Source organism: Prevotella sp. E9-3 (assembly GCF_022024015.1).
Lineage (GTDB): Bacteria > Bacteroidota > Bacteroidia > Bacteroidales > Bacteroidaceae > Prevotella.
This window is the reverse complement of record NZ_CP091786.1, coordinates 3,650,865-3,673,111: the sequence shown is the minus strand read 5'-3', so window position 1 is coordinate 3,673,111 and position 22,247 is coordinate 3,650,865. Positions and strand designations below refer to the sequence as shown.

At 47.7% G+C, this 22,247-nt stretch carries 24 protein-coding genes; 3 read left to right on the top strand and 21 right to left on the bottom strand.

Annotation, left to right across the window (positions count from 1 at the left end; all coding sequences use genetic code 11):
* Positions 1-118: 118 nt before the first annotated feature.
* The 7 genes from tyrS to L6475_RS14280 all read right to left on the bottom strand — a co-directional run bounded on the left by tyrS (position 119) and on the right by L6475_RS14280 (position 6,542).
* Complete coding sequence (gene tyrS, locus L6475_RS14310) at positions 119-1,417, bottom strand: tyrosine--tRNA ligase (RefSeq protein ID WP_237821201.1); 1,299 nt, start codon at positions 1,415-1,417, stop codon at positions 119-121.
* Between the two features lie 257 nt (positions 1,418-1,674).
* Positions 1,675-1,917, bottom strand: coding sequence for a membrane protein insertion efficiency factor YidD (yidD, locus tag L6475_RS14305; RefSeq protein WP_237821199.1), 243 nt, complete (start codon positions 1,915-1,917; stop codon positions 1,675-1,677).
* A gap of 101 nt (positions 1,918-2,018) precedes the next feature.
* Positions 2,019-2,531 carry a ribonuclease P protein component gene (locus L6475_RS14300; RefSeq protein WP_237821197.1) on the bottom strand — a complete coding sequence of 171 codons (513 nt, stop codon included), beginning with the start codon at positions 2,529-2,531 and terminating at the stop codon, positions 2,019-2,021.
* A 20-nt stretch (positions 2,532-2,551) separates the two neighbouring features.
* Complete coding sequence (locus L6475_RS14295) at positions 2,552-3,301, bottom strand: uroporphyrinogen-III synthase (protein ID WP_237821195.1); 750 nt, start codon at positions 3,299-3,301, stop codon at positions 2,552-2,554.
* Positions 3,302-3,314: 13 nt separating this feature from the next.
* Complete coding sequence (locus tag L6475_RS14290; RefSeq protein ID WP_237821193.1) at positions 3,315-4,202, bottom strand: DUF4271 domain-containing protein; 888 nt, start codon at positions 4,200-4,202, stop codon at positions 3,315-3,317.
* Between the two features lie 59 nt (positions 4,203-4,261).
* Complete coding sequence (gene metK / locus L6475_RS14285; RefSeq protein ID WP_237821191.1) at positions 4,262-5,548, bottom strand: methionine adenosyltransferase; 1,287 nt, start codon at positions 5,546-5,548, stop codon at positions 4,262-4,264.
* A 259-nt stretch (positions 5,549-5,807) separates the two neighbouring features.
* Positions 5,808-6,542 carry a hypothetical protein gene (locus L6475_RS14280; RefSeq protein WP_237821189.1) on the bottom strand — a complete coding sequence of 245 codons (735 nt, stop codon included), beginning with the start codon at positions 6,540-6,542 and terminating at the stop codon, positions 5,808-5,810.
* 48 nt (positions 6,543-6,590) lie between these two features.
* On the opposite strand from L6475_RS14280, the gene L6475_RS14275 reads away from it, so the two are divergent.
* The gene (locus tag L6475_RS14275) at positions 6,591-6,788 is read left to right on the top strand and encodes a hypothetical protein (protein ID WP_237821187.1); all 198 of its coding nucleotides are present in this window, start codon (positions 6,591-6,593) and stop codon (positions 6,786-6,788) included.
* Positions 6,789-6,902: 114 nt separating this feature from the next.
* Here L6475_RS14275 and L6475_RS14270 read toward each other — a convergent pair whose 3' ends face one another.
* The 7 genes from L6475_RS14270 to aroQ all read right to left on the bottom strand — a co-directional run bounded on the left by L6475_RS14270 (position 6,903) and on the right by aroQ (position 14,849).
* Positions 6,903-7,136, bottom strand: a complete 234-nt coding sequence (locus L6475_RS14270) for a hypothetical protein (protein WP_237821185.1) — start codon at positions 7,134-7,136, stop codon at positions 6,903-6,905.
* Positions 7,137-7,163: 27 nt separating this feature from the next.
* A complete protein-coding gene (locus L6475_RS14265; RefSeq protein ID WP_237821183.1) occupies positions 7,164-7,460 on the bottom strand; it encodes a DUF4160 domain-containing protein in 297 nt (98 codons plus the stop codon).
* Between the two features lie 88 nt (positions 7,461-7,548).
* Positions 7,549-10,371 carry a pitrilysin family protein gene (locus L6475_RS14260; RefSeq protein ID WP_237821181.1) on the bottom strand — a complete coding sequence of 941 codons (2,823 nt, stop codon included), beginning with the start codon at positions 10,369-10,371 and terminating at the stop codon, positions 7,549-7,551.
* Positions 10,372-10,553: 182 nt separating this feature from the next.
* On the bottom strand, positions 10,554-11,312 hold the full coding sequence (locus tag L6475_RS14255; RefSeq protein WP_237821179.1) for a LytTR family DNA-binding domain-containing protein: 759 nt from the start codon (positions 11,310-11,312) through the stop codon (positions 10,554-10,556).
* Positions 11,313-11,389: 77 nt separating this feature from the next.
* Positions 11,390-13,429 carry a tetratricopeptide repeat protein gene (locus L6475_RS14250; RefSeq protein ID WP_237821177.1) on the bottom strand — a complete coding sequence of 680 codons (2,040 nt, stop codon included), beginning with the start codon at positions 13,427-13,429 and terminating at the stop codon, positions 11,390-11,392.
* Positions 13,430-13,470: 41 nt separating this feature from the next.
* On the bottom strand, positions 13,471-14,208 hold the full coding sequence (locus tag L6475_RS14245; protein ID WP_237821175.1) for an O-methyltransferase: 738 nt from the start codon (positions 14,206-14,208) through the stop codon (positions 13,471-13,473).
* Positions 14,209-14,423: 215 nt separating this feature from the next.
* Entirely contained in the window at positions 14,424-14,849 is a 426-nt protein-coding gene (aroQ, locus tag L6475_RS14240; RefSeq protein ID WP_237821173.1) for a type II 3-dehydroquinate dehydratase, read from the bottom strand.
* Between the two features lie 215 nt (positions 14,850-15,064).
* On the opposite strand from aroQ, the gene L6475_RS14235 reads away from it, so the two are divergent.
* Both L6475_RS14235 and L6475_RS14230 read left to right on the top strand, forming a co-directional pair.
* The gene (locus L6475_RS14235; protein WP_237821170.1) at positions 15,065-15,832 is read left to right on the top strand and encodes a lipocalin family protein; all 768 of its coding nucleotides are present in this window, start codon (positions 15,065-15,067) and stop codon (positions 15,830-15,832) included.
* A 252-nt stretch (positions 15,833-16,084) separates the two neighbouring features.
* Entirely contained in the window at positions 16,085-17,002 is a 918-nt protein-coding gene (locus tag L6475_RS14230; RefSeq protein WP_237821168.1) for a site-specific tyrosine recombinase, read from the top strand.
* Between the two features lie 74 nt (positions 17,003-17,076).
* Here L6475_RS14230 and L6475_RS14225 read toward each other — a convergent pair whose 3' ends face one another.
* The 7 genes from L6475_RS14225 to L6475_RS14195 form a co-directional block, all read right to left on the bottom strand.
* Positions 17,077-17,748, bottom strand: coding sequence for a four helix bundle suffix domain-containing protein (locus L6475_RS14225; protein ID WP_237821166.1), 672 nt, complete (start codon positions 17,746-17,748; stop codon positions 17,077-17,079).
* Positions 17,749-17,871: 123 nt separating this feature from the next.
* Positions 17,872-19,101 (bottom strand): FtsX-like permease family protein, encoded by a 1,230-nt coding sequence (locus L6475_RS14220; protein ID WP_237821164.1) that lies wholly within the window; start codon positions 19,099-19,101, stop codon positions 17,872-17,874.
* 37 nt (positions 19,102-19,138) lie between these two features.
* Positions 19,139-19,474 carry a 30S ribosome-binding factor RbfA gene (rbfA, locus tag L6475_RS14215; protein WP_237821162.1) on the bottom strand — a complete coding sequence of 112 codons (336 nt, stop codon included), beginning with the start codon at positions 19,472-19,474 and terminating at the stop codon, positions 19,139-19,141.
* An 84-nt stretch (positions 19,475-19,558) separates the two neighbouring features.
* Positions 19,559-20,392, bottom strand: a complete 834-nt coding sequence (gene murI / locus L6475_RS14210) for a glutamate racemase (RefSeq protein WP_237821160.1) — start codon at positions 20,390-20,392, stop codon at positions 19,559-19,561.
* Positions 20,393-20,510: 118 nt separating this feature from the next.
* Positions 20,511-21,071: an OmpH family outer membrane protein gene (locus L6475_RS14205; RefSeq protein ID WP_237821158.1), complete on the bottom strand. Its 561-nt coding sequence runs from the start codon at positions 21,069-21,071 to the stop codon at positions 20,511-20,513.
* Positions 21,072-21,089: 18 nt separating this feature from the next.
* The gene (locus L6475_RS14200; RefSeq protein ID WP_237821156.1) at positions 21,090-21,593 is read right to left on the bottom strand and encodes an OmpH family outer membrane protein; all 504 of its coding nucleotides are present in this window, start codon (positions 21,591-21,593) and stop codon (positions 21,090-21,092) included.
* Positions 21,594-21,699: 106 nt separating this feature from the next.
* Positions 21,700-22,218: an OmpH family outer membrane protein gene (locus L6475_RS14195; RefSeq protein WP_237821155.1), complete on the bottom strand. Its 519-nt coding sequence runs from the start codon at positions 22,216-22,218 to the stop codon at positions 21,700-21,702.
* Positions 22,219-22,247: the final 29 nt, after the last annotated feature.

The following is a 22,247-nucleotide window of genomic DNA, read 5'->3' as shown; positions in this document are numbered from 1 at the left end:
CAGCAATCTGCAAAGAAAACGGGTGGTTTTCTCTGCAGATTGCATGCGAATAGCCTCAATTTACCAAATTTATGGTATGCAATGAGGGTTTACCTTAATATATAAAGGGTATATCGTATTACTTAACGGTAATCAGATAGTAGTTCTTCTTACCTTTCTGGGCCAGAAGATACTTGCCGTCGATGAGGTCGTCGGTGGTGATGGGACGCTGCTGGTCGGTGAGCTTCTCTTTGTTCAGAGAAACACCGCCGCCCTGTACCATCTTGCGCATCTCACCCTTTGAGGGGAATACGGGAGCTACGGTAGTGAACAGCTCGATGGCGGGCTGACCTAACTGGTCCTTGGCAATCTCGAACTTCTCTACACCGTCGAATACGTCGAGGAAAGTCTGCTCGTCGAGTTTCTCGAGTGCTTCCTTGGTAGCCTTGCCAAAGAGGATGTTTGAAGCCTCGATAGCCATGTCGAGCTGAGCCTGTCCGTGTACCATGATAGTAACCTCTTCGGCGAGGCGCTTCTGCAGTACACGGCGACCGGGATCCTGCTTGTGCTCCTCAACAAGGGCATCGATAACATCCTTTTCAAGTGAGGTGAAAATCTTGATGTATTTCTCAGCATCGTCATCGCTCACGTTCAGCCAGAACTGGTAGAAACGATAAGGAGTGGTGCGCTTGGGGTCGAGCCAGATATTGCCGCTCTCGGTCTTACCGAACTTCTTGCCGTCGGCCTTGGTAATCAATGGGCAAGTAAGTGCATAGGCTTCGTTCTCATGACCCAGTGTACGACGAATCAGCTCGGTACCGGTGGTGATGTTACCCCACTGGTCGTTACCGCCCAACTGCAGTTTGCAGTTCTTATGCTGATAGAGGTAGAGGAAGTCGTAGCCCTGCAACAACTGATAGGTGAACTCGGTGAATGACAGTCCGTCGCGAGCAGTACCGTTCAGACGCTGCTGAACGCTGTCCTTAGCCATCATATAGTTGACGGTGATGTGCTTACCCACCTCGCGGGCGAAGTCGAGGAAGGTGAAGTTCTTCATCCAGTCGTAGTTGTTCACCATCTCGGCAGCATTGGCTTCCTTGCTTTCAAAGTCCAGGAACTTAGCCACCTGGGCCTTGATGCACTCCTGATTGTGACGAAGGGTTTCTTCGTTCAGCAGGTTACGCTCCTGAGACTTTCCTGAGGGGTCGCCAATCATACCGGTGGCACCGCCAACGAGGATGATGGGCTTATGACCGCAACGCTGCAAGTGGCGCAGCATCATGATGCCGCAGAGGTGACCGATGTGCAGTGAGTCGGCTGTGGGGTCAGTACCCAGATAGGCTGTTACCATCTCTTTCTGTAACAACTCTTCTGTGCCTGGCATGATCTGTGCCAGCATTCCGCGCCAACGCAGTTCTTCTACAAAATTCTTTCTCATTATTATCTTTTTTTTTGATATTGATTCACTGTTCAGCCTGCAAAATTATAAAAAAAGTAGCATTTATTAGAATGATTCTCTTACATTAATTCATTTTTTCAATTCTTGTTAATTGAAAATAGCATAAATAGTTGGATTAGGTGTCATTGAAGGCACGCTGAAATGATTCAGAGTCAAGTGTATCTGGATAATCTGTTTGCCAAAATCAGTTGATTTTCATTTTGTCAGCAAGTCGTAGTTTTTACTTCGGGCGAAATTTATGGTACTGGATCATATCCACTGCCGCCCCAGGGGTTGCAGCGCAGGATGCGCCAAATGGCTAATGCCAATCCTTTGAACGGTCCATGTTTTTGTATGGCCTCTTTTGCGTATTGTGAGCAGGTGGGGGTGAAGCGGCACGAAGGACCCGTGTAGGGGGTGATGAAGTGCTGATAAAAAAGTATCGGCAACAGCAACATCCATTTTAACGGCCAACAGAGTATGTGCCAGAGACGCTTCATTTTTTTTGAGGTGAGAGATGAGAATTGAGAGATGAGAATTGAGAGATGAGAATTGAGAGGTGAGAGGTATGGTTAGTTGGGAATTAAGAACTATTACTGAGCTAAGAACTCTGAGGATTCTGATTATTCTGAATATTCTGAGCACTCTGATTACTCTGATTATTCTGATTACTCTGAATACTCTGATTACTCTGATTACTCTGAATACTCTGATTATTCTGATATTGCTCGGCGAGGGATTTCATTAATCGTTTGGTCTTGGTGGCAATAACATGGCTGGGGGCCAGTCGGTCACTGAGCCAGATAAAAGCCAGACAGAGCTGCTTGTCGGCTGGAACAGTCTCTATAATCAACTGCTTGTTCAGTCGATAGGCTTCGCGCATTTGTCGTTTTACACGATTGCGGTCAACAGCATGCTTGAAATGACGCTTCGACACACTCGTCAGCACCACAACACTGGGATCGGAAACCTGAGGACGTTCACGCTCCATAAAAACAATTCTCAGCGGAAAAGCAGCCATCGACTGACTGCTGTTTCCGCTGAATATCTCGTCTATCAGCTTTTTGCTGACAATACGTTCTACTTTCTTAAATGAAGATTCTTCACTCTTCACTCTTCACTCTTCACTTTAAATTACTCTTCGTTCATCAAGAGAAAGTGCTGAAGTGCACTCGTCATAGAGGGATACTTCTCTGAGGGAGCTTCCAAATCCAGGCGCAGACCAGCGTCTTTCACAGCCTTTGCCGTAGCAGGACCGAAGGTGCCGATGGCAATCTTGCCTTGATCGAAGTTGGGGAAGTTCTTTGTGAGCGACTCAATACCTGCAGGACTGAAGAAAATAAGCATGTCGTAGTCGAATGCCTTCACCTCTTCCTCGGTGAAGTCATTGCTCACGGTCTTGTACATCACCACTTCCTTGTGGATGAGTTTCTTTGAGTCGAGTAAATTGGTGAGTGAATCGTTGTGTACATCGCTCATGGGCACCAGATATTTCTCGGTCTTGTGCTTCAGCATAGTGGGCAGCAGGTCGTCAACACGACCAGTAGAGCCGAAGAATACCTTACGCTTGCGATACTGTACGTATTTCTGGATATAGAGAGCAATGGTCTCTGTTACACAGAAGTATTTCATGTCTTCAGGAATGTTGACACGAAGCTCCTTAGCCAAGGTGAAAAAATGGTCAATGGCATGGCGTGAAGTAAATACGATTGCAGTGTAGTCGAGTATGCTCACTTTCTGAGTGCGGAACTCGCGTGAACTGATTCCTTCAACTTTGATGAAGGGGCGGAAGACCAATTCTACACCGAAACGCTCGGCAATATCATAGTAAGGTGACTTCTCGCTTGTTGGCTTTGGTTGAGAAACCAAAATCTTCTTGATCATCTGTCTCTGTATCCTAAAAATTGTATTTCAAATCATCTATCAATACCCCTATCCCAGCCACTAAACTGAGTAAAGGTATGATTTCGAGGGTGCAAAAGTACAAAAAATATTGTAAAAAACCACCATTTTGCCTAAAAAAGATGCTCCAACCCTTATAAATTGTTAGTATTTCAGTAAAAAACAGAATAAAACTCAAATAAAAAGCCGCACTTTTGAGGGAAAGGTTGAAATATGCGATGAGTAGAATGGCAGGAAAAAGAAGCATGCCTTGTGAGGCTCCGATGAACAATAGCATCTTCATCCAAAATTGGTTCAAGCGCTTTCCGAAGAACACAAGATTGACAATTGTATAGGATAGCCCTTTGAAGAACTGAAAGCCCAAATAGACGGCAAAAAATATACTGATAACAATCAGTTCGCTGTCAACGATGAAGGTCTCTGTGATATATTTTGTGACATACTGCTGGGTGGCGATGGCCATGAGCAGACAAGAAAGGATGACCAGGAAGAACTGGAAACGAATTTCTAACGAGGTTTCGCTGATGTTGCTGTCGTTGCGAGAGATATAGAAGAAATCCTTCAGTTGTCGGCCAATGAAGCGGCGTGACTGGGCCACACTCACCGTGAGTACCACAAAGCTTAGAATGAGTAGTAGTGTGAGCAGGCTGTCGCCATGAATAGTATAGGGAATGGGGTCGCCGGCTACGCCATACGATGGCCCTTCGTGAGCGGTGTAGTATAGTGTGTCGCCGGGATAGAATATTTCGCGGTAATAGAGAGGTAAAGAAACAGACTCTCCCGTGGAAACGGACTCGCACCCGACAGACTCTCCCCCGCCCCCTCCCTGTGAGGGAAGGGAGTATATAGTATTACTAATTGAAACGCTGTCGCTGTTTTCCATCAACTATCTACTCCCCTCCCTCACAGGAAGAGTTGGGGGAGAGTCTGTTATTTTGTATTTTACAATCCGAATTCTTTCTTGATGTCGTCCACGCGGTCCAGTTTCTCCCAAGTGAACAGTTCCACATCAATGGTCTTTGTTTCGTGATAATGGCTGGTGAACGTCTTTTTGATCACTTCGGGCTTACGACCCATATGACCGTAGGCGGCAGTCTCGAGGTACATGGGCTGGCGCAGCTTCAGTGAGCGTTCGATAGCCTTCGGACGCAGGTCGAAGAGCTTTTCAATCTTCTTGGCAATCTCGCCGTCGCTCATCTGAACGTTCGAACGACCATAGGTGTTCACATAGATGTTCATAGGCTGAGCCACACCGATGGCATAGCTCACCTGTACCAGCATCTCGTCGGCCACACCGGCAGCCACCATATTCTTGGCTATATGACGGGCAGCATAGGCTGCTGAACGGTCCACTTTCGATGAGTCTTTGCCTGAGAAAGCACCACCACCGTGAGCGCCCTTGCCTCCATAGGTGTCAACGATAATCTTACGGCCTGTCAGACCAGTATCTCCATGAGGACCGCCAATCACGAACTTGCCGGTGGGGTTCACGTAGTATTTGATGTCCAGTCCGAAGAGGTCGAGTACCTTCTGAGAGTGAATCTGCTGTTTTACACGGGGAATGAGGATATTGATTACATCGTCCTTAATCTGTTTCAGCATGGCCTCGTCGTTCTCTGTACCGAAGGCGGTATTGCCACCAGCCAGGAACTCGTCGTGCTGGGTAGAAACAACGATGGTGTCGATGCGCTCGGGAATACCGGCATCGCTGTACTGAATAGTCACCTGACTCTTTGAATCGGGACGCAGATAGGTCATCACTTTTCCTTCCTTACGGATGTCGGCCAGTGTGCGCATAATCAGATGGGCCAGATCAAGGCTCACAGGCATATAGTTTTCCGTTTCGTTGGTAGCATAACCGAACATCATGCCTTGGTCGCCAGCGCCCTGGTTGTCCTCGTCTTCACGGTCAACTCCCTGATTGATATCAGAGCTCTGCTCGTGGATAGCGGTGAGAATACCGCAAGAGTTGCCGTCAAACTGGTATTCGGCTTTCGTATAGCCAATCTTCTGAATGGTGCGACGGGCAATGGTCTGCAGGTCGATGTACACATCGCTGCGCACTTCGCCCATGATGACTACCTGACCAGTGGTTACAAACGATTCGCAGGCCACGCGCGCCTTATCGTCGTAAGCAAGGAACTGGTCGAGAATAGCATCGCTAATCTGGTCGGCTACTTTATCGGGATGTCCCTCCGAAACTGATTCTGATGAAAAGAGATATGACATATTTCTACTGTTGTTTTATTACTATTGTGTGTACGCGTATGCGTATATTTATATAATAAGAGGTGCAAAGTTACGTCAATTTGGCGAAATGGCAAAACTATTTGCGATAAAAAGCGTCAAAAGTGGTTCTTCTGTACTTTCAAGAGTTGGGTTGCCAATAGGCAGAAGTTGTTTGTCCTTTCAATAGTTCTTGATTACGCAAAAAAAAAACTCCGAACTTGTTTAGTAGCTCGGAGATTATCTTGTACTTGTATCTGAATTATAACTGAAGGCGGTTTTTTATTTCTTTGATTATTTCGTCTGTATAACTAGTGTCTTGGGCAGAACGTGTCGGGGTTTTGCTTACTGGAGTATAAAGAGCAATCATATAATCAACATTATACACTTCCATCATAACAAAGGTTTTTGCAATCTCCATGCTTGAGCCGTCTATACCGGCAAAGTATGTGTCTTTACCATAATAAACGGTTGTCATGAGAAATCTATCTAAAAGGTAGTCAGTAAATTGTGACAGGTGATTGGTGCTGACAATAACTCCAACTGATTTAAGACTTCCGTTGTTGAAAGAATACATAATGAAACTGGCGCCTCCTGCATTTTCATATATTAATGCATCGTTATCTGATCTGCTGCTGTATTTGCCTTGGGTTTGTTTCTGTCTTACTTCGTTCATCGTACATCCCCAGTTGCATACAGGATCATCGTATAAGTTGTGAATAGACTTCACCGTGATGTCAATGGACTTGCTGTTATTAACTGAGATTCTTGTTTTTCCAACATGAAATCCTTCGATAGTATTATCTTTGGTTACAGCAATAAAATCATTTGCAGAGCTAAGGGATTTAGCGCCTTGTATTTCTTTTTGATCTCCTACGTACAATGAGATTGGCGTAGTGTCTATATCATCTTCTTTGTCGTCTTTACTACATGATGAATTGAAAGTCATAGAAATGATGAATAATACTACCGAACTAAATAATTTGAGTCGTTTCATAATTTAGGTTTTGTTTAAAAGTTAATAATAGAAATGATTGCTAAAACTATGCAGAAAAATAAAACGTGGACAATTATCTTCGTCTACGTTTCCGAGGCATCGCCAAACGCCCAATATACTAAACGAGTAAATGCCCACGCATGGAGCGTGAACTACCTACTTCAGTTCTCGTATATTTCTTTGAAATTTGGCGAATTCCGGAAACAAGAATCAAAAGTGGATGTTCATCCTATATGTCCTTATTAATTCAATTGGTTTTAATTCATAAGCAAATGTTTTTTAGGATTATATATTGTTATATGTTACTTCAGAGTTAAATGAACTTTGTGAAAAATAACGCAAAATGAAAAGCCTGCTGTTCTATGCAGTTTTGAACAGATCGAGGACGGAGTAAACTCGAGTCATATTCTCAAATGTAAAATACTGATCATCGAGCACCATCCATTTGTTTCGCTCTTTTACTGGCATCTGCTTGATGTCCGGGAAAAACGAAACAGGTATTAAGATTTCTCTTCCGTCGGTCAGTCTTACAAGCATTTTACCGCGATGAGCTGTAAAGTTGAGATCCTTGATACCAACATGTACATTCTTCATTTTACACATATCTTTTCCTCCTATAAATTATTTCTCTATGTTGATAGCAATTGTTTTTTCTCCATTAAAAATCTTGGTAATCTGTTCGTTTATGGAATTCCAATGACGATTGATAGCAGAAACTAATAATTCGTTTTCTTTTGTCGATAAAGAGGATTCTGCAATCTCCACACATTGTTTTCCGTCAGATTCTATCCAGATTTTAGCAAGTGACTGTTGATGTCGTTTGCCTTTTTTGAAAACATGTATATGTCTTCTGTTATCATTAACATCCAATGAGATGGCTACCAGAATGAACATCTTTAAGAATGCCAACTGCCCCATTTTTTATATACTATTTTTTGCAAAGATAAAACAAAATCTCCGAACCCACAAGTGATTCGGAGATTTTGTTTTATGAAGTAATTGGAATTTACTCTTCTGGCAGCATGATGACTTCGGCCTTGTCACCGCTCTTCAGCAGTTCCTTCATGAAGGCAGCAATGGTCTCAGGAGTCTGAGCCTCTACAGTCTTCTTGTAGTCGGTGTGGAAGTCAACACCGTAGTCGCGCAGACGGTTGACGGTGCGGATCCAGTAGTTGTTGGTCTTGGCCTCGTCGTCGATGGCCTTGAACATGTATTCCTTCACCTTAGCCAGTTTCTCGGCATCAACGGTCTTGGCCAGGTTCTGTACCTCTTCATCCATGATCTTGGTGGCAATGTCACCCTTCTCAGGCTTCATAGGACAGTAAACGAGCACAGTGCCATTGGTGCGGAAATCATCGCGTGACAGTCTGCCCTGAGCCATTACTGAGTAGGCGGCAGAAGCCTCTTCGCGAATCTTCTCGGTGTAGGTCATCATCAGAATCTGTCCGGCTATAGAGGCACGGATGCTGTTCTCCAGGGTGTAGCCCATCTTGTCGTTCTTCCACACCATCAAGGCGATAGCCTTAGGAGTCTCCATCTTGCGCTTGAAGTTGTTCTTCACATTACCCTTGAACGATTCCTCTACGTCCTTGCCCTTTACCACCTTCTTGGCATTGCCGGGCAGAGAAGCCAGGTACTGTTCGATAAGAGGACGGATAGTAGCCTCGTCGTAGTTACCGATGATGGTGAAAGTATAGGCAGCGGCATTGGCGGTCTGCTCCTTGGCCATCTCGAGGATGCGGTCGTAGTTGACATCCTTCAGGTCGTCAACATTGGCAGGGGCGAAACGCTTTGAGTGGTTCTGCAGGGTGAGGGTCAGTGAGTCAGAGAACACGGCCTCGGGCTGCAGCAGCTTGTTCTTCAGCATCAGCTCAGTGGTCTTCATAGTGTTGTCGAACGACTCCTGGTCCTTGTTGATCTTGGTGAAGTACAGGTAAACGAGCTGCAGCATGGTCTCTACATCGTTAGGTGTAGAAGAACCGGTGATGTTGGCGCGCTGTGTGCCCAGTGTCATGCTGGCGCTGGCAATCTTACCGGCCAGAGCCTTCTCCAGTTCAGTGTGTGAGAAGTTGCCCAGTCCGCTGGCTCCAATCACATCGTCGAAGAACTTGATGTTGGCGAAATCCTTCTCTCCGTAAAGTGAGCTTCCGCCAAAACCTTCGGCAGTCAGAATCACCTGGTCTTTCTTCAGGTCGGTCTGCTTCAGAATCACGGTAGCACCGTTAGAGAGTTTCAGCTCCTTGTAGTCGAACTTCTTGCCGGCGGTCTCCTTCACAATCTTGCCTGCCTTGGGCAGTTTGGTGATCAGGGGCTCGTCCTTCACATTGTCTACATAGGCGGTGAGCTCAGTGGCGCGAGCCTCGGCGATGGCCTTCTTCAGACTCTCGGCAGTGGGATAAACGGCACCTTCCTTCTCCTGGTTCATGTTCAGAACCACCAGGTTAGAGTCGTTGGCAGGAATGAACTGAGCCATCAGCTGGTTCACGGCCTCTACGGGCATCATGGGTACCAACTGTTTCATCACCTGATAGTAGTCGTCGATAGAGGGGATGGGCTCGTTGTCCAGGTAGTGATTCACATATTCGCGGCAGAACTGGTTGTTGTAGCGCTTGTCTTTGTTAGAGTACTGCTTCTCCAGCTGACTGGTGAAGTTCTGCTGGTAGCGCTTGTACTCAGTAGCGGTGAAACCGAACTGTGCAGCGCGGCGAGCCTCGATGAAGGCCGCCTTGATGGCAGCTTCGGTCTGTCCCTCTTTTGGAAGGGCATCGACACCGAAGGCATCCTTAGTCTTTGACAACAGGTACTGACTGTAGCTGGCCGATGCCTGCAGATAGGGGCAGTCGGGTTTCTGAGCCAGTTCGTTGAGACGGTCGTTCAGCATGCCTACAGCAGCATTCTTCAGGTAGTCGATAATCAGGTACTGCATATTGCCCTTGATCTCGGTGGGAATGGGATCGGTCTTGAACATCATCTCAACGATAGAGTACTGCATCTCCTTGTCTTTATCGACCACGAAGATAGGCTCGGCATTGTCGGGCACTTCCTCGGCTACTACAGGAGCGGGGTTCTCGGGCATCTTAATGGACGAGAACAGTTCCTTGATTTTGTTCTCTACACGATCTACGTCGAAATCGCCTACCACAATGATAGCCTGATTGTCGGGGCGGTACCACTTCTCATAGTAGTCACGCAGCACTTTCGGTTCGAAGTTGTCGATGATTTCCATCAGTCCGATAGGCATGCGGTGGCCATACTTTGAGTTGGGGTACAGCTGGGGCAGGTCGCGCTCCAGCATGCGCATGGTAGCACTGGTGCGCATGCGCCACTCTTCGTGAATCACGCCACGCTCTTTCTGAATCTCCTCGGCCTCGAGCAGCAGACCGTCGGCCCAGTCGTGCAGAATCAGCAGACAAGAGTCAACGATGCCGTCGCGGGTGGTAGGAACATTCGAGATGTTATAGACCGTCTGGTCGATAGAGGTATATGCGTTCAGGTCGCGTCCGAACTTCACACCGATGGTCTCACACCATTTCACGATGTCGTTGCCTTTGAAGTGTTCAGTGCCGTTGAAGCACATGTGCTCGAGGAAGTGGGCCAGACCGCGCTGGTCGTCGTTCTCCTGAATAGAACCTACGCGCTGCGCGATGTAAAATTCAGCACGCTGTTCGGGCCATGCATTGTGACGGATGTAGTAAGTCAGTCCGTTGTCGAGTTTGCCCATGCGAATGTCGCTATCTACGGGGATGGGCGGCATCTGCTGTGCAAATAGTGATGAGGGACAAACCATCATCAGCAGCAGGGCTGCAAGAAAGAATTGGATTTTCTTCATGATTTTGATAAAATAATGTTTTGTATATGGTTTTTGTCTGATGCGATTATTAAAATATAATAGCGTGCAAAGATACGTATTTTCGTATAAGTTATAGGAAAAAGGGGTCAAGATTAGTAAATTTTTGCACAATACTGCATAAATCGTCTAATATTTATACAGTAAAATGGTCTGCGTTTGTTTTACAGGTTGCAGAAAGTTGTCATTAGGTCGTGACGGAAATTCTTGCTGATGCGCAGTTCGGTGATATGTTCCAGAGGTGGGCGCAACAGGCACTGGTTGTCGAGCACTCTGCTGATCTGGTTGACGTTGACGATATAGCCTTTGTGAATCTGTACAAAGCAGGAGGAGTAGGACAGAATGACATCGGCCGTGGAACGGTGTCGCAACTGATGACACTGGTTGTCGGTAGTGACAACCTCCCAAATGCGGTGATCGTTGTCAAAGCGGAAGAAGGCAATATCGTCGTGGCGCAGTACGGTGTGCTGGTTCATGGAATTGACCACCATGATATTGGGAATGGTCATGGTGGGGTGGATAGCAATGGCCTGTTGTATATTGCTCAGTTTGTTTTCGTAGTAGCGTGTCATGATCTGGGCCAGTTCTTGTTTGCTGGCAGGTTTCAGCATGTAGTCGAAGGCCTGTTGTCGAATGGCTTGAAGCATGTATTTGTCGTAGCCGGTATAGAACACCACCTTCATCTCTGGCTTTGTCAGCGGGCGTACTGTGGCGCAGAATTCGAGCCCCGACATGGAGGGCATCTCTACGTCGAGGAACAGCAGGTCGGGTTCTTTCTCTACAATCTCGTTGCGAGTCTTGGCAGTGGCATCAGTGGCCACGCCCACAATTTCTACTGAGTAGTCTTCCAGCATTTTCTGCAAGAAGAGGGTGGCATTCTGGTCGTCATCGACAATGAATACCTTGACGAGGCTTGTTCTCATTTTTTTTCTTTATTTTATAGGGGCTATAGTAACTATAGGCACTATAGGCACTATAGGAACTATAGGAACCACAGTAACTATCCCCTTATCTTTTTCAGCGAGTATTCAAACTGGTGGGGCAGGAGTAGCCAGCTGCGGCAGCCAGTCTGGCCGTCGGCTTGTGTATAGTTGGCCAGTCCGAAATCCATGAGGGTGGCAGTATGCTTGTTTTTGTTGCGCGAGCGAAGGTTCTGCTCGTTCAGCAGGCGGATGGTCTGGCGGATAATGCGCAGACCGGTGTGCTCCTTCCGGGTGTTTGCTTCGTTCAGACCGATGCCGTTGTCTATCACTTCCACCAGTGTGGCATCGTCCTTAGTGCTCACGTTCACCCATATACTGCGCTGCAGTCCGGGTTCGGGCTTGCGGGCTTTCAGTCCGTGTTTGATAGCGTTCTCTACCAGTATCTGTACGAACATGGAAGGCAGGATGACACGGTTGGCGTCGATATCGCTGGCCAGATTGGTGTGCAGTTGGAAGTCGCTACCGATGGAACGACTCTCTATTGAGCAGTAGAATTGGATAAATTCCAGTTCATCGCTCAGGGTGGTCTGCTCAACGTCGGTGAGCTCGATGCCTCTGTGCAGCAGGTGCACCAGATTGTCCAGATGCACCTCGCGCCCCTCCATCTGAGCCATCATCTCGGCGGTCAGCACATTGCTGATGAAATGGGGTGTAATGCGGTTGCGTACCGCTTCCATGTGCAGTTGGGCCATACTGCCTCGGATGTTGGCTTCGCGTAGTTTCTGTTCGCGCTGTTTCTGAATGATGAACCTCACCAGCATGAAGATGAAGGCAATGGCTACCACCAGCAGGGCCAAGGCCCATCGGTACGACAAGTCTTTGGCTTCCAGTTGTTTCTGTTTGGCCAGTAGTTGATGCTCGTGTTGGTAGTGGGTGAGCACTTCGGCAAAGCGCATCTTGATGTTGTTGCTGGCCAGACTGTCTTTCATCTGGGTATATTCGCGCAGTGTCTCGCCGTAGTGTTGCCATTGGGCGGTTTGTTCATACAGGTTGAGGAGTTGCTTGCGGCGCAGTTGTTTCTGTTCCGGAATCATCCATTCTGGAATAGGATTCTCGCCTACCAGTCGCCTTGCTTCGGTCAGGTTGTGGTTGAGGATGGCCAGTTCGATGCGCTGTGTGGTGAGGTAGAACAGGGGGATGAGTTGTTTCTGTTGGGTGAAGAAAGGTTCTGTCTGTGCCAGCAGTTCCCGGGCACGCTCTTCCTGTCTCAGTTTGATGTAGAGGTCGCTCATGTTGGCCCATCCGTACATGCGTTCCCACTGCAGGTTGGGATCGCCGGCCATGAGTGAGTCGAGTTCTAGGAAGCACTGCAGACTCTCTTTGTAGCGTTCCTGCAGATAGTAGTCGTTGCCTCGGTTGTTCAGGTAGTGGAACAGTTCGGTGCGTTCCATCAATGGTTTCAGTGGTTCGGCCTGTTTCCACCAGGTTTCGCTCTGGTCGAAACTGCCCATGGCGGCATAGGCCGATGCGATGGCGGTATAGAGGGAGAAACGGGTAGCGTCGTCCATATTGGTCGAATCACCCAGTTCCATGGCCTGTCGGTAGTAACTGACGCTCTTGTCGTACTGGCCCATCTGCTTGTACACATCGGCGATGTTCGAGAGCACCATCAGTCGGTAATGGGGCTGGTGCGGAGTGATTTGCAGCAGTTCGAGGGCATGCAGGTTGTGAGTCAGTGCCGAGTCCATCCTGCCGGTCATCTTGGCCTCGTAAACGCCTTGCTGCACCTCGCATTCCACCTGTAGCATCTTCAGTTTCGGTCTGTGATGAGCGGAATGGCGGTCCACATACTGTTGGATTTTCTGATGGGTGAGCAGAAACGAGTCGGCCTGCATGGTGTAGAAATAATACTTTGCGTCGAGCACCACATAGTCGTAGTAGTTGTCGCTGTCCTTGGCATGGGCCTTTCCGTTCTCGATGATTTCGCGTGCTATGCGGGTATCGCCTTTGTGCAGGGCTTCCTCACATTCATAGAAGTCCTTCGGCAGTACTGGGTCTGTGCTGGGGTTTGAACAGGCCATAACTGCAAGTAAAGATAGGGTCAGTACTCGTTTCATGGTTTTTATATTGCCATTTTGCCGGATAATGCAATCGGCGTCTATTTCTTTCTGATAATGGTCAGTCCGTCGCGCAAGGGCAGTATCACATTCTCTACACGCGGGTCGTTGGCCACCATGTCGTTGAAGGCTCTGATGCCCACGGTCTGTTGGTCGTGATCGTAGGCTGGGTCGATGACGTGCCCGTCCCACAGGGTGTTATCGGCCAGGATGAATCCGCCGGGGCGCAGCACACTGAGTACCATCTCGTAGGTTTCTACATAGGTGCGCTTGTTGCCGTCAACGAAGGCCATGTCGAAGGTGATACCTAACCGTGGGGCCTCGGTGATGGCGTCGCCGATGATGAAGCGTATCTTGTCGGCCACGGCCGAGCCTTCTATCCACGGGCGGGTGAAATCCTCCTGTTCGTCGTTGATCTCGAAGGTATATACCATTCCGCCCTCTTCCAGTCCCTCTGCCATACTGATGGCCGAATAGCCACTGAAGGTGCCCACCTCAAGGATGTTCTTCGGGCGCACCATCTGAACCAGCATTTTCAGCAGTCGGCCTTGCAGATGTCCGCTGGCCATTCGCCCGTGCAGCAGGTGGATATTCGTGGCCCTCCACAGTCGGTAGAGATAGTCGGGCTCCGGGGAGATGTGGGAAGTTATGTAAGAGGACTCTCCCGTAGAAACGGACTCTCCCCCGACCCCTCCCTGTGAGGGAGGGGAGTATATAGTTTTATTTGCGGAACCCTTTTCTTCAAGAGTTTTTTTTATGCTATTATCAATCTTCGCCATGAAAATTTATAGTCAATCTCTTATTCGTGGAGTCTTTCTCTTATTCGTGGAGTCTTTTTCTTATTCGTGGAGTCTTTCTCTTCAAGAGTTTTTTAATCTTCGCCATGAATATTTATAGTCGGTCTATATACTCCCCTCCCTCACAGGGAGGGGTCGGGGGAGAGTCTTCTCTAGGAGGGGCCGGGGGAGAGTCTTTCTGGTCGGGGGAGAGTCCGTTACTTCAACGCTTCTATTGCCAACCTGTAACTGTCCAGTCCGAAACCGCAGATCACGCCCTTGCATACGGGTGAGAGGTAGCTGTGGTGGCGGAATTCCTCACGGGTGTGTACATTGGAAATGTGTACCTCGATGACGGGCGACTTCAGCGAGCGGATGCAGTCGTGCAGGGCAATGCTGGTATGGGTGTAGGCACCGGCATTCAGCACAATACCGTCATATACCGGAGCGGCCAGAAAACCGCCCTCCTGCAACTTGTTGATCAGTTCGCCCTCCACATTGCTCTGATAGTAGTCTATCGTTATTTCGGGATAACGCTTGCGCAACTGCTCAAGGTAGTTCTCGAACGACTCACTTCCATAAATGCCAGGTTCGCGCTGACCCAGCAGATTCAAGTTTGGACCGTTTACAATCAGAATTTTCATCGTTTTCTTCTCGTGGAAAAATTGGTTGATATTCTTGCCGACAAAAATACGAAAAAATATTGTAAGTGAAAGAGTTCGTTGTTGAAAATGTTTGGAATGCCGCCTGTTTTTGTGAAATTGACGCAAATATTTTTGGAGAATTGCAAATTATATTTTACTTTTGCCAACGAAAATTAAAATCACTACTCCAAAAATAATTTTAAATCTTTTCGATTATGAAGAAATTCTTTACTTATGCGCTGTCATTTTTTATGATGATGTCAATGTCGTTCTCAAGCACCAGTTGTGATTCAGACGATGTGGTTGATACGATAAACACAGGCTTGGCCCTCTATGAGGCTATCTGGGGCAATGGCGGTGTGAAGCAACTTGAAGGAACAGCATGGTACACTGGCGATTTGGAAAACGGCGGTTATACTCTCGTGCTGGCTTTCGACAGCGGCAATCAGGGACGCATGTATGAAGTTGAAAATAAACAATACACCAGTGCTCAGTATGTTCAGTGGTCGTATAATCAGGAACAGAATACGCTGACCATTGGCAGTCAGACCTACACCGTTTCAGCTTTTAAGGCAGGACAGTCGCTCACCATGAATATTAGTGGAACTGACTATGAGTTCTTAGCATTGGATCCAAGCTCACTCGCATCGGTTGAAGAGGTGAACGGACAAGGCCAAAAGGGTAGTGTTTCTCTTCAGGGCGAGATGTGGGGCGTTCAGATAAATGATGGTTTTGCCATTTATTCATTCGAAAAAGCAAATTCAGGTAACATCTATGTTCTGGATGCACAAGGTCAGGTACAGCAGACCGTACCTTTCACCTACAGTATTTCTGGTAATACCGTAAGTATTTCTTACCAGGGCGGTGGTGAAAGTTGGACTATCAAGAGCAAGAACGACAACCAGATGGTTGTTGAGGAAGGTGGCGATGAATATACCTATATCCGTTACACCAACGGAGCTCGTTCATTCGATTTGTTTTAATCACTATATAAGTTAAGTTTAAAAGTATGGGGCTCTCCACACCATTGTGGGGAGCTCTTTTTCAATTAAAAATGAAAGCTCTACTGCAACGCAACAGCCATTCTATTGCAGAACAATCACCGTTCAATTGAATAGTAACCACCGTTCAATTGCAGAATAACCACCATTCAATTGCAGAATAACTACCATTCAATTGCAAAATAATTACTATTCAATTGCAGTATAACTGAACGTCAATTGCCGACCAACAGAATGACAACTGAGAATCTGAAACTAAGAAGCGATTTCTTGCGATATTTGAAGCTGCAACGCGGCGCAAATGCGAACACCATCGATGCTTACGAGCACGATGTTGACAAACTATTGAACTTTCTGGAACAGGAAGGGCGCCCCGTCGTGGAAACGCAACTCGAAGATCTTCAGACATTTGCAGCACAGTTGCACGATATTGGCATCGGACCACGTTCGCAGTGTCGCATCCTGAGTGGGGTGCGAGCATTCTTCAAATTTATGGTAATTGACGGATATTTTGAACAAGATCCGTCGGAATTGTTGGAAAATCCGGTCATTGGACAGCATCTTCCGGAGTATCTCACACCCGAGGAAGTGGACCGTTTGAAGGACTCGATAGACTTGTCAAAACCTGAAGGTCACCGCAACCGAGCCATCATCGAAGTGCTTTTTTCTTGTGGACTGCGTGTGTCGGAACTGGTGAACCTGAAGTGGTCGCAACTCTTTCGCGAAGAGCGTTTTCTGCGTATCTTGGGAAAGGGTTCGAAGGAGCGACTGGTGCCTATTTCTGATTTGGCCCTGCACGAAATAGATAATTATCTGCCTTGGCGCAACAGCTTGAAAATCAAACCGGGAGAAGAGGACTATCTATTTCTGAACCGTCGGGGTAGTCACCTTACACGCACCATGGTATTGATAATGCTGAAGCAGCAGGCCGAAGAGGCAGGCATCCAGAAAACCATCTCGCCCCATACGCTGCGCCATTCCTTCGCTACGGCTTTGTTGGAGGGCGGTGCCGACCTGCGTGTTATTCAGGCCATGCTGGGGCATGAGTCGATAGGTACCACCGAAATCTATCTGCACCTGTCTAACCAGTCATTGCGCCAAGCCGTGCTGGAGCATCATCCAAGGAATATAAAGGATAGAGAGTCTTTATAGTGGCGATAGTGGTTATAGTTTCTATAGTACCTATAGTTCCTATAGTACCTATAGTATTTATAGTTCCTATAGGGCTAAAACTCTATATTGTTTATTCTTAATAGGGCTTTTAGGCGTTCTACTTCTTTTCGAAGCATTGGTACTTCCTGTCGGAGGGCGGCCAGTTCTTGGTCTTGGGCCTGGCGGTATCCGGTGCGGGCGGCATGCATTCGTTCTTTAATTCCACCCATCTCAACAAATTCCTTCTCTAACTTCTGTAACTGATGATTCAGCATCGTATCTGTCATGCAACAAAGGGTCAACGCAATATTTGCCATTTCCTCTTCATCCCATTTTGGGAGAAAGGGCTGATAATCCTCAAACTTGTTGTGCTGTCGGCAAAAGGTCTGCATCTTCTCATATCTCTCAAAACCGCTTGTCCAGATTGTCAGGTTGCGTGAAAGCAGATAGTCACGGTAGTCTTCACGAAGTTCTTGTAATGAGCTGCGCGCAACATTCAGCAGTTTGATATGCATCTCAGTAGAGGTCTCGCCATCTTCAATTCCTTCAATAATATTTTGTTTTCCCGAACGTGCGGCTTGTACCATCTGATCTACAGTTCGGTCGCCGTGAGGGGGTAGAAATCGCTGGCAAAACACGTATGTCATCTGGTATATCACTTCTGATTTCTGGTAGTAGTAAGCATCGCGCCAAGGTTTCTGTCGCTTGAGGACTTGATATGGTTTTTCGGGGTTAGGGTTTGGCATTGTTGTTGTTTTTTTTTGTTTTATTTTTTGTTTTTTATAGTGCCTATAGTGCCTATAGTTCCTATAGTATCTATAGTTTCTATAGTTCCTATAGTATCTATAGTACCTATAGTTCCTATAGTTTTATTCTATTAATCTTTTTGAAAAATACCTTACTGGGTACCATACCGAGAGGAAGCCTACCACCAGCACGGTGACGAACACCAGAAGGACATCCGTGAAATGTACACTCACGGGATAGGCATCTACAATAAACGAACCGGCACTCGAACCCAAGGCAATCACCCCGAATGTTTGCTGAATCCAGCAAAGCAACAGGCCGATGAGGATGCCAATAACGGCACCCATGGCCGAAATCATACGGCCTTCAAAAAGGAAAATCTGAGTAATCTGATGGTCGGAAGCACCCAGATTGCGAAGGGTCACTACATCATCGCGCTTGTCGATGATAAGCATAGACAGGGATCCGATAATGTTGAAACAGGCCACCACCAGAATAAAGGTCAGGAATATGTATGCAATGAATTTCTCGATTTTCATGATGCGGAACGTGTCGTCCTGCTGTTCATAGCGGTCGCGCACCTGATAGCGGTCGCCGGCAATACGCTTTATCTCGCTCTTCACCCCTTCAAAATCGCTGCCGGGCTTCAGTCGCAAAGCTAATGACGAGATCATGCCCTGCTGGTCGAAGATGCGGCGGGCAAAGCCTACCGAGGTGAGGATATAGTTCTTGTCGTATTTGGCTTGCATCACCGAGAACAGTACGCCGGGCGAGAAGAGCTCGTCGTGTTCGAAACCATCCTCCGGGTCGGTGATATCCACTTGTCCTTCACGGCGGGGCACATACACCTGAAGTGGGTCTTCAAAGCGGTAGCCCATGCCCAGCTGTTCGGCCAGACGGATGCCTACTATACCGTATTGGAGGTCGGCGGCATGCAGTTCAAACGTACCGTCGCCATAAAGAATTTCCCGGATATGCGTGAGTTGGTCGAAATTGTCCTCTACGCCTTTGATGGTCACCATGGCCTGACGGTCGTGATAGGTGACCAGTGCCAAATCCTCTACACACTCTGTGGCCACGGCAATCTGTGGCAACTGGCGTATCTCGGTGAGTATAGGATCATCGGCTGGTGCTGTCTTGCCTTCAGTGGGCGTTATCTCCAACTGAGGGTCGAAAGCGGTGAAGAGGGTTGCTACCAGATCGCTGAAACCGTTGAACACGCTGAGTGTCACCACCAAGGCCATGGTGGCCACGGCAACACCAACCACCGAGATGCCACTAATCACATTAATAGCATTCGTTGACTTCTTTGAAAACAGGTATCTGCGGGCGATGAAGAAAGGGAAACGCATAGCTTTTTGAAATTCATAATGCATTATGAATTATGCATTATTTTTTCAGCAGTTCGTCAATACGTTCGATATAATCGAGTGAATCGTCGATGAAGAAGCGCAGCTCGGGGATGATGCGCAACTGGTGGCGTACACGCTGGCCCAAAGCGAAGCGAATCTGCTGGTTGCTCTTCTCAATGTTTTTCAGCAGTTCCTCACCACGTTCTGAGGGAAAAATGCTCAGGTAGGCAGTGCAGATGCCCAAATCGGGCGACACCTTGGTGCGGGTCACTGATACCATCACTCCGTGCATGGAGCGGGTTTGTTCCTGGAAAATAACGCTCAGCTCTTTCTGTAGCAGGCGAGCAATTTTATTTTGGCGGGTTTCTTGCATAGTTTTTTTTGTTTTATAGTGGGTATAGTGCCTATAGTTCCTATAGTGGCTATAGTTCCTATAGTATTTATAGTTCCTATAGTTTTATCCTAATATTATTTTCTCGGCCTCTACCGGTTCGTGAAGGAACAGCTGGGCTTGCTGACGGAAGGTGTCGGCATTCTCGGTGGTCAGATAATGGGCGGTGCCTCCCTTTGAACAGCGTGCCTCAAGATCCGTGTGACGGTGCAGGTAGTCGGTCAAGGCGCTGGCCACATACTCTCCCTGCGGGATGACACGTATGCCCGGATGGATATACTTCAGAATCTTCGGCATGAGTAGGGGATAATGGGTACACCCAAGAATGATGGCATCGATTTGCGGGTCGATACGCATCAGTTGGTCGAGGTTCTTCTTCACAAAATAGTCGGCTCCGGGCGAGTCGGCCTCATTGTATTCTACCAGTGGCACCCAGAACGGGCAGGCCACACCAGTCACCTCAATGTCTGGATGCAACTTCTTTATCTCCAGGTTGTAACTCTCACTCTTGATAGTACCCTCAGTGGCCAGTATTCCCACATGACGGCTCTTGGTCAGTGAACCGATGATTTCGGCAGTAGGACGGATGATGCCTAGCACACGGCGGTCGGCATCCCACTGGGGCAGATCCTTCTGCTGTATGCTGCGCAAGGCTTTTGCCGAGGCAGTATTACACCCCAGGATGACCAGCTGACAGCCTCGCTCGAAAAGGAATCGTACTGCCTGACGGGTGAACTCATAGACCACATCGAACGACCGTGGACCGTAAGGTGCACGTGCATTATCGCCCAGATACAGATAGTCGTACTCGGGTAGTTGCTGGCGAATACCATGAAGGATGGTCAGTCCGCCGTAACCGCTGTCGAAGATGCCGATGGGGCCGGGAGATTTGGAGAACATGGGTTGTTTTTTTTAGAGAGGGGGAGTGGGATAGTGGGGATAGTTTCTATAGTGGCTATAGTATCTATAGTACCTATAGTGCCTATAGTACCTATAGTGCCTATAGTATTTATAGTTCCTATTTCAAAAATTCTATGGTCTCGTTCTGGATAGAGAGGCCCATGGAAGGTTCGATAAAGGGACAGGCATTGGTATCGGTGTTCACCACCAGGGCCAGACCGTTTTTGCGGGCAATGGCGGCAATGCCTTCGTTCAGGCGGATACGTACAGGCATCATGAGCTGTTCCTCGCGCTGACGCAGTTCCTCACGAGCCTGAGCCTTGAATTCTACATTGCGCTGCATCAGTTCCTGCAACTCATTCTGGCGTTTGAGAAGAATGGTGCGGGGAAATTCACGTTGTCCTTCCAGAAACGATTCATATTTCTGGTTGAACTCGTCCTCAATGCGCTTCATCTCCTTTTCAAAGGCTTCACGCTCCACTCTGAGCGTATCTTGAGCAGCTGCATATTCCGGCATGGTCTTCATCACGGCATCATAGCTGAGATAGCCAAAAAGGAGGGTCTGCTGAGGGGCTGTTTCGGTTGTTTCTTCTGAAACCTCACCTGCCATTGGCTGTTCTGACTGAGCCAGAAGAGCCAATGGCAGGAAAGCGAAGAATGTAAGAATAATTCGCTTCATATACGATATTTTAATTGATTACTTCAGTCCAAGCTTGGTTTTCACTTGAGCAGTAACATCTTCAGAAAGGGTAGTGCTGATGTAGGGGATACCGGCACCCATCTCCATAATGTAAACATAGTTGCCAGCCTGGCCTACTGCCTTGATAGCATCGATCACCTTGGTCTGGATGGCAGCCATCTTCTCCTGCTGAGCACGCTGAAGAGCCTGCTGGTTGTCCTGGAAGCTCTGCTGGATTTTCTGGTACATATCCTGCAGTTCCTGCTGACGGCGCTGTTTGATATTATCGGGAAGAGTGGCCTGCTCCTTGTCGAAAGCCTCGCCCTTCTTCTGCAGTTCGTCCTGCATAGACTTCAAGTCAGCTTCATACTGCTTGGTGAGGTTTTCAATCTCAGTGCGGGCAGTGGTGAATTCGGGCATAGCCTGAATGATCTCCTGAGTGTTCACGTGGCCGAACTTGGCCTGAGCCTGAGCGGTGAGACCGCAGATAGCGCAGATAGCGCAAAGAATAAGTTTTTTCATTGTTGTGTTATTGATTTTTGTTATTTCCTTAATAATAAAAACTGTTTATTGATTCATTTTATTGTAAAGATTGTTTATCGATATGACGAGCTACTGCCAGTTTCGTTTAATTGGCATAGCCCAGTTTCTGGAGCACCTCATTGGATATGTCTATCTTTGGCGAACCGAAGATGATGCCGGTATCACTGGCACGGTCGAGCACCAGCTGATAGCCGCGCAGGTCGGCGATATCCTTAACGGCATTATATACCTCTTCCTGAATGGGCGACATCAGCGACGAGCGTTTCTTGAACAGTTCGCCCTCTGGTCCGAAGTACTTACGTTTCAGTTCGGCTGCCTCCTTCTCTTTCTCCATGATAGCATCCTGACGGCTCTTCTTCTGCTCAGCAGAAAGGAATACCACTTCGTTCTGATAGTTCTTGTACATGGTCTGGGCCTCTGTGTTCAGGGCATCGACCTCAGCCTGCCACTTGCGTGACACCTGGGCCAACTGCTCGTTGGCACGTTCATAGGCGGGTATATTCTTGAATATATAGTCCATGTCGATCAAGGCGAACTTCTGGGCAGAAGCCGAGCTGAAACTGCAGATGATGCAGATAGCGCAAAGAATAATTTTTCTAATCATAACTGTAAACTTTTAACTATTAACTGTAA

Coding starts and splice junctions, on each gene's coding strand:
- L6475_RS14265 (WP_237821183.1), bottom strand. CDS start 7,460: ATGGGGCAGTTGGCATTCTTAAAGATGTTCATTCTGGTAGCCATCTCA.
- L6475_RS14270 (WP_237821185.1), bottom strand. CDS start 7,136: ATGAAGAATGTACATGTTGGTATCAAGGATCTCAACTTTACAGCTCAT.
- L6475_RS14230 (WP_237821168.1), top strand. CDS start 16,085: ATGACAACTGAGAATCTGAAACTAAGAAGCGATTTCTTGCGATATTTG.
- L6475_RS14235 (WP_237821170.1), top strand. CDS start 15,065: ATGAAGAAATTCTTTACTTATGCGCTGTCATTTTTTATGATGATGTCA.
- L6475_RS14205 (WP_237821158.1), bottom strand. CDS start 21,071: ATGAAGCGAATTATTCTTACATTCTTCGCTTTCCTGCCATTGGCTCTT.
- L6475_RS14200 (WP_237821156.1), bottom strand. CDS start 21,593: ATGAAAAAACTTATTCTTTGCGCTATCTGCGCTATCTGCGGTCTCACC.
- L6475_RS14260 (WP_237821181.1), bottom strand. CDS start 10,371: ATGAAGAAAATCCAATTCTTTCTTGCAGCCCTGCTGCTGATGATGGTT.
- yidD (WP_237821199.1), bottom strand. CDS start 1,917: ATGAAGCGTCTCTGGCACATACTCTGTTGGCCGTTAAAATGGATGTTG.
- murI (WP_237821160.1), bottom strand. CDS start 20,392: ATGTTCTCCAAATCTCCCGGCCCCATCGGCATCTTCGACAGCGGTTAC.
- L6475_RS14250 (WP_237821177.1), bottom strand. CDS start 13,429: ATGAAACGAGTACTGACCCTATCTTTACTTGCAGTTATGGCCTGTTCA.
- rbfA (WP_237821162.1), bottom strand. CDS start 19,474: ATGCAAGAAACCCGCCAAAATAAAATTGCTCGCCTGCTACAGAAAGAG.
- L6475_RS14195 (WP_237821155.1), bottom strand. CDS start 22,218: ATGATTAGAAAAATTATTCTTTGCGCTATCTGCATCATCTGCAGTTTC.
- L6475_RS14280 (WP_237821189.1), bottom strand. CDS start 6,542: ATGAAACGACTCAAATTATTTAGTTCGGTAGTATTATTCATCATTTCT.
- L6475_RS14225 (WP_237821166.1), bottom strand. CDS start 17,748: ATGCCAAACCCTAACCCCGAAAAACCATATCAAGTCCTCAAGCGACAG.
- tyrS (WP_237821201.1), bottom strand. CDS start 1,417: ATGAGAAAGAATTTTGTAGAAGAACTGCGTTGGCGCGGAATGCTGGCA.
- L6475_RS14245 (WP_237821175.1), bottom strand. CDS start 14,208: ATGGCGAAGATTGATAATAGCATAAAAAAAACTCTTGAAGAAAAGGGT.
- metK (WP_237821191.1), bottom strand. CDS start 5,548: ATGTCATATCTCTTTTCATCAGAATCAGTTTCGGAGGGACATCCCGAT.
- L6475_RS14295 (WP_237821195.1), bottom strand. CDS start 3,301: ATGATCAAGAAGATTTTGGTTTCTCAACCAAAGCCAACAAGCGAGAAG.
- L6475_RS14275 (WP_237821187.1), top strand. CDS start 6,591: ATGCAGAAAAATAAAACGTGGACAATTATCTTCGTCTACGTTTCCGAG.
- aroQ (WP_237821173.1), bottom strand. CDS start 14,849: ATGAAAATTCTGATTGTAAACGGTCCAAACTTGAATCTGCTGGGTCAG.
- L6475_RS14220 (WP_237821164.1), bottom strand. CDS start 19,101: ATGCGTTTCCCTTTCTTCATCGCCCGCAGATACCTGTTTTCAAAGAAG.
- L6475_RS14290 (WP_237821193.1), bottom strand. CDS start 4,202: ATGGAAAACAGCGACAGCGTTTCAATTAGTAATACTATATACTCCCTT.
- L6475_RS14255 (WP_237821179.1), bottom strand. CDS start 11,312: ATGAGAACAAGCCTCGTCAAGGTATTCATTGTCGATGACGACCAGAAT.